Origin of the sequence: Aequorivita capsosiphonis DSM 23843, from assembly GCF_000429125.1 — a bacterium.
Taxonomy (GTDB): Bacteria; Bacteroidota; Bacteroidia; order Flavobacteriales; family Flavobacteriaceae; genus Aequorivita; species Aequorivita capsosiphonis.
In genome coordinates this window covers 341,529-353,842 of record NZ_AUBG01000002.1, presented here as the reverse complement: position 1 = coordinate 353,842, position 12,314 = coordinate 341,529, and the positions used below count along the sequence as shown (strand labels likewise).

At 36.2% G+C, this 12,314-nt stretch carries 13 protein-coding genes; 8 read left to right on the top strand and 5 right to left on the bottom strand.

The window, feature by feature from the left end:
• Positions 1-93: 93 nt before the first annotated feature.
• On the bottom strand, positions 94-735 hold the full coding sequence (locus G440_RS0103985; protein ID WP_026450117.1) for an alpha/beta hydrolase: 642 nt from the start codon (positions 733-735) through the stop codon (positions 94-96).
• A gap of 45 nt (positions 736-780) precedes the next feature.
• On the opposite strand from G440_RS0103985, the gene G440_RS0103980 reads away from it, so the two are divergent.
• From G440_RS0103980 to G440_RS0103965, 4 genes are all read left to right on the top strand, one after another.
• Entirely contained in the window at positions 781-1,206 is a 426-nt protein-coding gene (locus G440_RS0103980) for a PaaI family thioesterase (protein WP_026450116.1), read from the top strand.
• Positions 1,206-2,270 carry an isochorismate synthase gene (locus G440_RS0103975; RefSeq protein ID WP_026450115.1) on the top strand — a complete coding sequence of 355 codons (1,065 nt, stop codon included), beginning with the start codon at positions 1,206-1,208 and terminating at the stop codon, positions 2,268-2,270. Before G440_RS0103980 ends, G440_RS0103975 begins: the two co-directional genes overlap by 1 nt.
• Positions 2,271-2,301: 31 nt before the next feature.
• Positions 2,302-3,966 carry a 2-succinyl-5-enolpyruvyl-6-hydroxy-3-cyclohexene-1-carboxylic-acid synthase gene (gene menD / locus G440_RS0103970; protein ID WP_026450114.1) on the top strand — a complete coding sequence of 555 codons (1,665 nt, stop codon included), beginning with the start codon at positions 2,302-2,304 and terminating at the stop codon, positions 3,964-3,966.
• Between the two features lie 129 nt (positions 3,967-4,095).
• Complete coding sequence (locus G440_RS0103965) at positions 4,096-4,926, top strand: CvfB family protein (protein WP_026450113.1); 831 nt, start codon at positions 4,096-4,098, stop codon at positions 4,924-4,926.
• Here G440_RS0103965 and G440_RS0103960 read toward each other — a convergent pair.
• Positions 4,918-5,397 (bottom strand): hypothetical protein, encoded by a 480-nt coding sequence (locus G440_RS0103960; protein ID WP_026450112.1) that lies wholly within the window; start codon positions 5,395-5,397, stop codon positions 4,918-4,920. The genes G440_RS0103965 and G440_RS0103960 overlap by 9 nt on opposite strands.
• Positions 5,398-5,506: 109 nt before the next feature.
• A complete protein-coding gene (locus G440_RS0103955; protein ID WP_026450111.1) occupies positions 5,507-6,625 on the bottom strand; it encodes a C1 family peptidase in 1,119 nt (372 codons plus the stop codon).
• A 189-nt stretch (positions 6,626-6,814) separates the two neighbouring features.
• On the opposite strand from G440_RS0103955, the gene G440_RS0103950 reads away from it, so the two are divergent.
• Both G440_RS0103950 and G440_RS0103945 read left to right on the top strand, forming a co-directional pair.
• The gene (locus G440_RS0103950; protein ID WP_026450110.1) at positions 6,815-7,654 is read left to right on the top strand and encodes a 1,4-dihydroxy-2-naphthoyl-CoA synthase; all 840 of its coding nucleotides are present in this window, start codon (positions 6,815-6,817) and stop codon (positions 7,652-7,654) included.
• Positions 7,655-7,845: 191 nt separating this feature from the next.
• Positions 7,846-8,304 carry a hypothetical protein gene (locus tag G440_RS0103945; RefSeq protein ID WP_026450109.1) on the top strand — a complete coding sequence of 153 codons (459 nt, stop codon included), beginning with the start codon at positions 7,846-7,848 and terminating at the stop codon, positions 8,302-8,304.
• A gap of 123 nt (positions 8,305-8,427) precedes the next feature.
• On the opposite strand, the gene G440_RS0103940 is transcribed toward G440_RS0103945, so the two are convergent.
• Entirely contained in the window at positions 8,428-9,081 is a 654-nt protein-coding gene (locus tag G440_RS0103940) for a hypothetical protein (protein ID WP_026450108.1), read from the bottom strand.
• A 191-nt stretch (positions 9,082-9,272) separates the two neighbouring features.
• On the bottom strand, positions 9,273-10,202 hold the full coding sequence (locus G440_RS0103935) for a sterol desaturase family protein (protein ID WP_026450107.1): 930 nt from the start codon (positions 10,200-10,202) through the stop codon (positions 9,273-9,275).
• A 470-nt stretch (positions 10,203-10,672) separates the two neighbouring features.
• Between G440_RS0103935 and G440_RS0103930 the strand changes: the two genes are divergently transcribed.
• Together G440_RS0103930 and G440_RS0103925 are read left to right on the top strand one after the other, a co-directional pair.
• Positions 10,673-11,245: a Crp/Fnr family transcriptional regulator gene (locus G440_RS0103930; RefSeq protein ID WP_026450106.1), complete on the top strand. Its 573-nt coding sequence runs from the start codon at positions 10,673-10,675 to the stop codon at positions 11,243-11,245.
• Between the two features lie 57 nt (positions 11,246-11,302).
• Entirely contained in the window at positions 11,303-12,058 is a 756-nt protein-coding gene (locus G440_RS0103925) for an acyl-CoA desaturase (protein ID WP_026450105.1), read from the top strand.
• Positions 12,059-12,314 lie beyond the last annotated feature (256 nt).

The following is a 12,314-nucleotide window of genomic DNA, read 5'->3' as shown; positions in this document are numbered from 1 at the left end:
CGTGTTTTAAATCGATATTTAGCTGATCTATTTCGGGTGTTTTTATAAATATCAATCTAAAATCAGAGTAATTTCGATCTTTTTAGGTGAAAATTATTGTGAAATCTTTAAAAGGAATTCACGGTTTACTTCGTGAATGCCATCAAAAACTTCGATCTTCAAACGGTTTTGAAAGAGGTTGCTTCCTTTTAATTCTTCTTCGGTTTTTCGAGCTTCTGTAATGTATTGATCTTTATTTCCGTAAAGATAAATCACTTCAGTTGAAGCTTTTAGAAATTCAAAATCTTTAGGTTGTAGTTCTTTTGGAACTGCGCCAGAGTGCATAATCAACTTATCACACTGAATCTTGCGGCTCGCTACCCATCTTGCTGCAATGGAAACTCCTTGTGAATAACCCAGAACAATGAGGTTGGGAATGGTTTCTGGAAGTTCTTTTTCAAAAACCGCATCTACGTAATTTAAAATATTCTCGGTTTCTGCTATTGTGTTTTCACGAGTTAACCAAGAAGCACCCACATGTTTAAATTTTTTATCTTGATAATATTTTGAAGGAGCCTGTGGCGCGATAATATAGTTTTCATCTCTATTCAATTCTGAAAAATAGTCGATAAAATATTTACTCAAATAGCCCAATCCGTGAAAAACAAGCCAAACATTTTTGGTGTTTTCTGAAAAGGTGTTTAATGTTGAATAAGTGTTTGTAGTGTTGTATGATGCTTCTTTCTGGATACTCATTTTGTAAGTTTCAATTTTGTATTTTTACAAAAGTAAATGAATAGAATGAAGTATACTAAAGATGAAATATTAGCTATTTCCAAAAAAATGTGTAAAAACACATTAATGGAAACCTTAGAAATAGAATTTACAGAAGTTGGCGAGGATTATTTGATAGCCAGAATGCCGGTGACCCCGCGAGTACATCAGCCGGACGGCGTTTTACACGGCGGTGCATCTGTGGCTTTGGCTGAAAGCGTTGGTAGTGCAGGCGCTTACTTTTTTCTGGATTCAGATAAATTTATTATTAGAGGAATTGAAATTGCTGCCAATCACGTAAAAAGTGTGCGAGACGGCTATGTATATGCGCACGCAAGCATCATCCATAAAGGAAGAACCACCCAACTCTGGCAGATAAAAATAACGAACGAAGACGGCGAACTTGTCTCTCTCGTAAAACTCACAACACTTAGCTTACCGAAACCCAACTAATGGACTTTAATTTATTATCTAAAAAAGTTGCAGAACAGTATAACAAAAACTTGCCGTTTGTAATTTATTCTTTACCCGAAAAAGATAGGCTGCAGGCCTTATTTCAAAAGGATGACAGGTTGCATGCCATAAAAGAGTTAAACGAAAGTGGTTTCGTTCTCGCTCCATTTGATTATAAAGAATCTTCTTTTTTTATTTCTGAAAAAGAATCAGAAGCATTTCAAACGGAATTTGAAAAAGATATTTTTGAGACCATTCCCGTTGCTATACCGAGCAACGAAGACGAAGAGAATATTTATATCAAATTGTTACAGAAAACAATTGATACTATAAAGAGGGGAGAAGCAAGTAAAATAGTAATTGCACGCCCAAAAGCCTTTGAACTTAAAGGTTTTTCAATTGAAAAATTGATTAAAAGATTGTTTTCAGCTTATCCCACGGCTTTTCGATATATCTGGTACCACCCTGAAACTGGATTATGGTGTGGCGCTACTCCGGAAATTTTGGTTGAAATGGAAAATAATTTATTTAAAACCATGGCATTAGCTGGTACGCAGCCATACATAAATAATGAACCCGTTATTTGGCGCGCGAAAGAACAGAACGAGCAACAACAGGTTACAGATATGATAGTGAATAAACTGAAACTGGCTACATCATCTCTGGAGGTTTCAGATACTTATACCCATCGGGCTGGATCTTTATTACATCTTCGAACTGACATAATAGGGAAACTGAACAATGGGACAACGTTAACGGCAATAGCCGAAGCACTTCATCCAACACCCGCGGTAGGTGGTAATCCTAAAAAGTTTTCGCAAGAATTTATAATTAAAAATGAAGACTATTCCCGCGAGTTTTATACAGGTTTTGTAGGTCCAATTCTTAACAATGGTTCCTCTGCTTCCCTAATGGTTAACCTTCGTTGTATGAAAATTAAAGACAACACCGCTCGTATTTATGTAGGTGGTGGGATAACCAGCGATTCAAACCCAAAAGAAGAGTGGCAAGAAACCCAAAATAAAATGCAAACCATGCTACAAGTATTGCAGCCAATGCTATAATATTTTCGTTTACTTCGTACCTTTGTAGGGTATGAAATTCTCAAATAAAATCCTCGCACAAACCCTTATTCAATTATGTTTAGAAAAAGGGATTAATCATATAGTAATTTCTCCAGGATCTCGAAATGCGCCACTAACTATTGGTTTTGGTGAGCATCCAGATATGGAGTGTTTTAGTGTTGTTGATGAGCGCTCTGCTGCGTTTTTTGCACTCGGGATGGCACAACAACTGAAGAAACCTGTAGCCGTTCTTTGTACTTCTGGTTCGGCGTTGCTCAACTATTATCCCGCTGTTGCCGAAGCGTTTTATAGCGATATTCCCTTAGTGGTTATTTCTGCAGACAGACCTGCCGATAGAATTGACATAGGCGATGGACAGACCATCCGTCAAGAAAATGTTTTTGCAAACCATATTCTTTACAGTGCCAATTGCATTGAGGGGGAAGATTTTCAAATAAAAAATGAGACTGAAATAAATACTGCGCTAAATAGTGCTATAGAATTGAGCGGACCTGTTCATATTAATATTCCGTTTTCGGAGCCCTTGTATCAAACCACCGAACACCAATTGGTTTGGCCGCAAAACGTTCCATCTCGTGAGGCGATTGTAACTTTTGAAGAAGAATTAACTCCTTTTATAGACACTTGGAACAAGAGTAAAAAGAAAATAATTTTGGTTGGCGTCCTGGATCCAAACAGCATAGAACAACGCTTTGTTGAACAATTGGCAAAAGATGAAAGTGTTTTGGTATTGACCGAAACCACTTCGAATCTTTACAATGAAAAATTTATTTCGGCTATAGACGTCCTGATTAGTCCATTGGATGATGAAGGTTTTAAGGAGCTGCAACCTGATATTTTATTAAGCTTCGGCGGAATGGTCGTTTCAAAAAGGATAAAGGCTTTTTTGCGAAGTTACCCGCCAAAAGAACATTCGCATGTGGATACTAAAAAAGCCTACGATACATTTTTCGCATTGAAACATCATTTTAAAACGAATATCAATTATTTTTTATCTAAATTTCTTCCGAAGACTATAGAATTGAATAGCGATTATCAAAAGCATTGGTTAGCAATTAAACAACACCGATTGCTCCGCCAGAAAACTTTTGAAGAAAATCTTCCTTATTCAGATTTTATGATTTTTTGTGAAGTGTTCCACGAACTTCCAAAGAACGTGCAACTGCAATTAAGCAACAGTGCCACTATTCGCTATGCGCAATTATTTAATGTTGATGCTTCCACCGAAGTATTCTGTAATCGAGGAACAAGTGGGATTGATGGCAGCACGAGCACTGCTATTGGTGCGGCTTACGCTTCAAAATCACCTACCGTATTTATAACTGGAGATGTCAGCTTTTTTTATGACAGCAACGCCCTTTGGAACAATTATATTCCTAAGAATTTTAAAATAATTGTTGTCAATAATGGTGGCGGAGGTATTTTCAGAATACTTCCCGGGGAAAAAGATTCCGATGTTTATGACACTTTTTTTGAGACAAAACATAATCTGACTGCGAAATATCTTTCAGAAATGTATGGTTTCAATTATGAAGCTATTGATAAAAAGGAAGACTTAACAACGAAATTAAAAGATTTCTTCAACCAAAATGAAGGTCCTTCATTATTGGAAATTTTTACGCCGTCAAACGTTAATGATAAAGTCTTGTTGGACTATTTTAAGTTTATTTCATAAAAAATATATTTCATAAGAATCGATTATTTATTATACGTATCTCTGTGAACCTTTATGGGAACGCTGAGGAATAATTATCCGTAGTTTATTTCACATTTATTTTTACTTTAAAACAGTACCTTTGCATTTATGATAAAATTGGGCGAATACAATACTTTAGAGATTCTTCGGGAAACTGAACCGGGTCTATATTTGGGTGATGAAGATGAAAATGTGGTGCTTTTGCCACATAGATATAAGCCTGAGGAATATGAAATAGGCGATGAGATTTCAGTTTTTATTTACCTTGATAATGAGGAAAGACCCATTGCTACAACCTTGGAACCTTTTCTAAAGCTAAACACTTTTGGTTATCTGCATTGCAGCGATGTTACTGAATACGGAGCATTTATGGATTGGGGTTTGGAAAAACAACTTTTTGTACCCTTCAAGGAACAGGCGCGCCCGATGAAAACGGGGAATTGGTATATTGTGTACCTATATATTGATGAAAAAACAACTCGTCTTGTAGGTTCCAGTAAAACAAATCATTTTCTTCAAAACGATACTTTAACGGTTGAGCCATACGAAGAAGTTGATATTTTAGTGACGCATTTAACTGAAAAAGGTGCAAACGTTATAGTTAACGGAGTTCATAAAGGTCTTATTTACATTGAGGATATTTTTGAAGATATCCGTACTGGCGATAGAATGAAAGCCTTCGTCAAAAACATTCGTCCCGATAATAAAATCGATTTAGTTTTGCAAAAGGTGGGCTACAAAAGTATCGAGCCTAATGCTACATTTATTCGCGAAGAGTTGGAGGCAGCTGGAGGGTTTTTACCGCTTCACGATAAATCTGATCCCGATTCAATAAAGAATCTATTGGGAATGAGTAAAAAAAGCTTTAAAAAAGCAATTGGAACACTTTACAAAGACAAGCAAATTAAAATCAAGGAAGACGGTATAGAATTATTGTGATGGCGTACCATACATTCCATAATCCACATAGAAACCGCTACGTCTAGGACGTTGGTAAAAGCCGTAAGAATAGGGCATAAGCTCCGGTCTTAAATATCCTCGCGATTCTTTATAGGAAATGTTTTTAACCTTTGTGGAGCCATCTGCACTGTAGCTGCTATTGCCGCCGTAAATTCCATATTCTCTTGGATCCAACGAAATTTTAAGGTCAGATTTCACATAGCTATCACTGGTAGCCATTGCTTCATACATACTCACCGGTTCGCGATAGTTATCCTTGCTCATTTTAAAAGAAGGAAGCTTTTTGGAATATTTATTAGAAAAACCTGAATTTGAAGGCAAGGAAGTTGTCATCAAGCTTTCAATTTCGGGAAGCTTGACAAAGTCCAATTTAAATTTATTGGTCTCAAAGTCTAACTGTGCCGAAGCAATCAAAGGAAATAATAATAAAAGAAACAGCAATTTTTTCATCGCAACAAAGATAACAAAAGTTAAGCCAAGTTTAAATAGATTTTGAGATGTTAGACTTGAGATGTGAAACTGAGCGCTTCCGGTATTTTAAACTTTAGAAAGTCTGAAATTATAGGTTTAATTTTTTAGTGATAGTTTTTGGAAGCGCATCTTTATGAACCGTAATACTAATAGCTTTTAAACGCATATAGGCCTCACTAAAATATACATAACCTCCATTTGCCACGCGCGATTCATCGCTTCCCCAGCTGTTTTTAACTTTGTAATATTTTGTGCCGTTTTGATCGTGAAGCAATCCAGTAATATGCATTAAGTGATCGTCTGTGGTTTCATAATTTTCAAATTCGTCTTGGCGGTATTCCTGTGTAATTTCTTTTTCAGGATAGATTTGGTTTAATGCTTTTAAACTATTTTCAGGGTTTTTTGGAATCACTGCCATTCCTTCTTTGGAAGAAAAACTCCGTTCGCTAACATCACAATCCAGTTCTACCGTAAAACCTTTTTCCAATGCATGGTCTATGGTTGCCATCATTTCGTCTAAGGGTACATTATAAAAACTGCCATTGCTCCAGTTGTCAGGAATGTTCAGAATAAATTTCGAATAAAACGGAGCCTGAGTAAAGGAGGTAATGCTTTTATAATCTTCAGGATTAATCTTTGTCATCGCCATAAATGTCTGCGGTGTGTATTGTTTTCCTTCGAAAGTGAAATTAGCTACGTTCTTACCGATATAAACATCTAGAACTCCGTCAATAGCCTGACGCCATTTTTTACTGAGTTTTCTCCCTGGATTTTCTACGTAAGTATTCAGCATTGCTTCAAGAACAGCGGCCAATTCGGCGTGGTTATGCTTTGTTTCTCCAGCAAAAAGCCCGCTAAAAGCTGCTTCAGGAACTAATCCGAAGTTAGCTGCAGAATTTATCACATCGTGTGCCAAGCCACCTTCGCCAAACTGCGCTTTCCCTTGACGCATAATATAGTTTTCAGCTTTTAAGGGATATGTGTTTCTCACTTGGTACATTTCACTTAAATCGATCAGCTTTCCTGTTAACCGAACAATTTCACTTTCAAAAAATGAAATACTACTAAAACTCCAACAGGTTCCCGTAATTCCTTGGCTAATTACAGGCGAGGTTTCAAGATCCGTAATCGTTGTAAATTTATATGTTTCTTGCGCCGAAAGGCTTAAGGTGAAGAGGATTGCTAGGGAAAAAAGAAGGCTGCGCATTGTTTATTTTTTATTGTTATTATTTATTTGAAGAGTTTAAGACATTTTTTCTTTGCCAACTTTGCGCCTTTGCGGTAAATTTGACACCGCAGAGACGCAGAGGTCGCAGAGATTTTATATGGAATTTCAAAGAAAATAGAAAATGATACTAAACAATATCTTCTATCTTTGGAAACAAAAATAAGAAATATGAATTCTCCCGACTGGAAAACAGCAAAAGAATATACAGATATAACCTATAAAAAATCGAATGGAGTGGCTCGTATCGCATTCAATAGGCCCGATATTCGAAATGCGTTTCGCCCCAAAACCACTGCGGAATTGCTTGATGCTTTTCACGATGCCCAAGAAGACATTTCTATTGGCGTTGTGCTGCTTTCTGCGGAAGGACCTTCTTCAAAAGATGGTGTTTATAGCTTTTGTAGTGGTGGCGATCAAAAAGCACGTGGCCATCAAGGTTACGTAGGTGAAGATGGATATCACCGCTTAAATATTCTTGATGTACAGCGATTGATTCGTTTTATGCCAAAAGCCGTTATCTGTGTGGTACCGGGCTGGGCCGTTGGTGGCGGACATAGTTTACACGTAGTTTGCGACCTTACGTTGGCAAGCAAAGAACATGCAATCTTTAAACAAACCGATGCCGATGTTACCAGTTTTGACGGTGGCTACGGAAGTGCCTATCTAGCCAAAATGGTAGGGCAGAAGCGGGCTCGAGAAATCTTTTTCCTCGGAAGAAACTATTCTGCGCAAGAAGCTTATGAAATGGGAATGGTAAATGCCGTAATTCCACACGCCGAATTGGAAAATACTGCTTATGAATGGGCACAGGAAATTCTTGAAAAAAGCCCAACTTCTATAAAAATGCTGAAATTTGCAATGAACCTAACCGATGATGGCATGGTCGGTCAACAAGTATTTGCTGGGGAAGCTACCAGATTAGCTTATATGACAGAAGAAGCGAAAGAAGGCCGTGACGCTTTCCTCGAAAAACGCAAACCGAATTTTGATAAGAAGTGGTTGCCTTAAATTTAGTGATCAGTGATCAGTGATCAATGTTCAGTATTCAGTGTTCAGTAAAGAAAACGGACTTGTTAATTAGAAGTTATGATACTTTGCAATTGTCTGCTAACTCCTCAGGCAGAACGATGCTATTAAAAACAGTTATAATCTAACATTTGCAAAATACGCTAAACATACTGAATTACTGCATTTATATAATGTTCAACAAAGGCCATGATTTATTTCATAAAGTTTTTCCAATCCAGCGATTATTATATAAAATACCCGCGGTAAAAAGGAAATGGGAGAAAGAAGGAACGACTCCTGAGGAATTTGATAACAAGTTATTCAAAGATATAAATGGAGGCTTAAATATATTAGACGCCGGCGGAATTGTAATGATGATGCTTGCTTCGTTTATATATAACCCCATTATTTTCGTGTGGAAATGCTTCAATCCAGCAATATATTTTAATGTTTATTTACTCATAGGATCATTTATAGTAGCTTGGATTGTTACTGATCTTTACATCTCACGAAAAAAAATATATTTAGAATATTTCACTCGCTATGAACAATGGTCAACAACGACCAAGCGTAAGTATATTATAATTACCACCTTCACTTTTCTTGCCAGTATCGCGATATTCTTTTTTGTGATTCTTATTAAGGTATAATTGATAATGATTAGAAAACCATTCAAAAGAACCTGGGGCCTATATTTCAACCAGCTCTGACCAGCACTGGCATTGAATTCTTGAATTATTAATCAAGGAAATAAAATACAGTACTATTACAACTTAGCCATTATAGTTTTGAACATATTTTGGCTGTCTATTTATTTTCCGAATCCAATACGTAATAAAAAACCCACCGATAATCCCGGGAATAAACCAGCCATAAATACTTGGGAAAAATTGATTTACAACTACAAATGCAGTAGTTGCTGAAATATATCCACCTAACATTTTACCCAAATGTAATTTTAACCACGACTTTCTTAATCGTTCCGGGTTTTTATATAATAATAAGTCTCTTGAAGCGAATACAATCCCGATAATAGCGAAGACAACTAAAATGATGTTGATACTTCTTGTGAAGAAAAGTGGTAAGAGTATCATCAAAACTCCTGACAAAATCATACTAACTGAAATCAGTTTGTCAATTTTTAAATCAGGGATTTTATTTTTAAAATTTAAAGCTCGTTTTCCGGTCAAAACAAAGTATAAACTAAAAATTCCAACGGCAAACAAGAACGGACTTTCGTGATTGGGCATAAAAGCAACTAGCATTGCAATTAGCCCTGATATCATCATAGAATAGAAAAATACAAGTCCAGATTTTTTATGGAGCTTGTATCCCTTTTTTGCGACCATGGCGATAAAGCCTGCAATAAATGCGATTCCTCCAAATGTAGCGTGAATAAAAATTAAAATTTGTATCGTTTTTTCCATTCGTTTGAGTTTAACGATTCAAAAGTGGGATAATATAGCTACAAATTTTGTTTTTATTTTCTGACTTGTTGTTTTATGTGGATGAGTTGGAAGAATGTTTGCTGGAATGCAATAAAACTTCATTTATTGTCCTTCAAAGAGCTTTGTTGATCTTTGGAATTCTTAAAACCTTGACTTGCCATTAGATTTCGCTAAGCCGTTATTTCTTCTTCTCTAAGTTGTGCTCGCATCTGCTTTACGGTTAGCGAACTCCCGTCGTGGCTCCAGCCCGGAGCGGCAAAAGCATACATAAACTTGTCACCCCAGTTTTTAGATTTTTTCATATCCTCCCAAATATTTTTGTATTCGTGGGTTAAAATAACATAGAGGTTGTATGAGTTTGGAGGTGTGGAAACCCCATATGAAATATCAATGGAATCGTCCAATTCTTTCCACGTACCAAAAATCCGGTCGAAAATATTGAGAAAGCCTCCGTGATTTTTATCCATATACTCAATATTCTGTGCGTGATGAACTTGATGCATCGTATGCGTATTAAGGAACTTTTCAAAAAAGCCTAATTTTTTGACATACTGTGTGTGCAACTGAAATTGCCATAAGGCTTCAATACCCAAACAAACAACAAGCATCTCTGGCGGGAAACCTATAATAACGATCCAAACATAAAAGAATGGTTTATAAAGAATTGTAAACCAACCGTTGCGGACAGCGGTACCCAGATTAAAATTGTCTGAAGAGTGATGCACAATATGCGCCGCCCATAGAAAACGGACCATATGGTTTTGACGGTGGAACCAGTAGTAGGTGTAATCATCCAAAAGCATACAGATTATCCAAATATACCAAGCATATCCAAAAGATTCCCAGCCCATGATATTCGTGCGAACTCCATTAACCATAGGATTGAAGAGGTCATAAGCAAAGTTAAAAATCAGAATTACCGAAACCGTTTTTAAGAGCGCTCCAAGTATGGCAGACCCAACGCCAAGTGACAGACTTGAAAAAAAATCTTTCCATTTGTAAAGTTGCTTGTTATCTAGGGTTTTGCTGTAGGTAAGCTCTAGGGCAATAAAGGCCAAAAAACAAGGCACCCCGTAAACGAGAGGGTTTGTGAAATCCATTTATTAAAATTTTAAGTAAGTGTAGGTTGTGGATAGCTAATTTCCGCAATATATGATTTTTATAAATCTTATAGGTGCTTAAATGGGATAATATTGAACGTTAATTGGTTATTGATGAAAACGGACGGGAAGGTAACTGTCGGATTATTAGGTAACTCCTGTTTTTATATTAGTGATAATGGAACTAATCTTACATTTAATCTATCAAATATTTATCGAAAAGTGTTATTGTTGGCACTAATTTCTGACCTGAACATTAGACGCAGCGAAAAGAATATGATAATTTTGAGCAGCTTTGTGAGTATAAGTCTTAAACACGTGCGAGCCTTGAATTACAGTAAATTAGTATCAGTTCCAGTTAGCAGTAAAAAATAGAACTAAAAGCGAAGAATCAGAATGTTATGGTTTTTAAAATTTATAAATTGTATTTCTTCCGTAATTAAAGAGTGTCAAAAAAATTAAATGAATAAATGGAATTTATCCGAAAGTATATCGAAGCCATATCAAAAATATCTGATGACGATTGGCAATATTTTTCCTCTAGACTGGTAGAAAGAAATTTCAGTAAGAAATCTGTTTTTCTAAAATTGGGGGAAATAGAAAATTATATTTCCTTTATAAAAAAAGGTGTGGTACGGTTTTATCTTCCGAAGGAATTTGTGGAAAAGGAAGTAACATTTAGTTTTAGTTTTAAAAATCAATTTATAAGTGCATACGATTCATTTTTAACCAGAAAGCCATCATTATATGAGTTGGAGGCATTATCTGAAACGCATATGTATAGCATTTCTTATACAGATCTTCAGGACGTATATGCCAACACCCAATTTGGAAACTTAATAGGCAGACTAACTGCCGAACGTCTTTTTCTTCTAAAATCAAAACGAGAACAATCACTTCTTAATGAAACTGCTGAAGAGCGGTATTTAAAACTATTTAAGAATCGTCGCGATTTTATAAATGATATTCCACTTAAATACCTAAGCTCCTATATCGGGGTTACTCCACAAGCCTTAAGCCGAATTCGGAAACGTATTAGTTGACCTAAGTTCATTGTTTGGCTTGGCTATTGCAAGTAACTTTGTAAAAAAAAATAGCTAATGACAATTTTAATATTTATAGTGGTGCTTTGGTATGGAGGTTTGTTTTTTCAAACTTTCTTTTTGCACCGTTATGCTGCGCACCAATCCTTTACAATGCCCAAAATAACTGAAAAAATCACCTTTGTATTAACGTGGTTTTTTCAAGGTTCAAACTACTTAAGTGCCTATGGTTACGGAGTTATGCACAGGATGCACCATGCCTTTGCCGATACAGAGGACGATCCACATTCCCCAAAATATGACGCTAGTGTTTTTTCAATGATGTGGCGAACCAAAAACATTTATGCAGATATCAACCAGAAGCGTATTGAAGTAGATGAAAAATTCACCAAGAATGTTCCGCAATGGGAACGTTTTGATAGTTTTGCCAGTTCTAGTTTCTCCAGGATTAGCTGGGGGCTTTTATATTTTGCTTTTTTTCTTTATTTTGCAACTGCTTGGTGGCAATGGTTAATTTTTCCAGTAGCACTATTTATGGCGCCAATCCACGGAGTAATTATAAATTGGTACGCTCATATCTATGGATACGTTAACTTTAAATCTAAAGACACTTCAAAAAATCTATTACCTTTTGATTTTTTAATGATGGGCGAAGGCTATCACAACAATCACCATAAGCACGCGAGCCGAGCTAACTTTGGCGGCGTTCGCTGGCATGAGTTGGATATAACTTATAAAATTATGCAGGTACTGCACGCTTTAAGAATTATAAAGCTTAAACCTATCACACAGGTGGTACGTAGAGAGGTTTAAAAATTGTTGAAATACATTAAAAATCCGCTTTCTATAAAAAGATTGCGGATTTTTTATTTTATCTCCATTTCTAAGCTATTTGGTAACGGTCTTGTATATGAAACGTAGTGCAGAAAATAAGCGTTTACTTTTCGATTAAGCACAAGCCGAATTTTTAAATTTTTCTAATTATCTTTCTTTTCCCGATTAGCCAAATTTAAAAATTTGGCGACTTCGCAAAAAAGCCCGAACCTTCGTGTTAGCAACGGCTCGCACT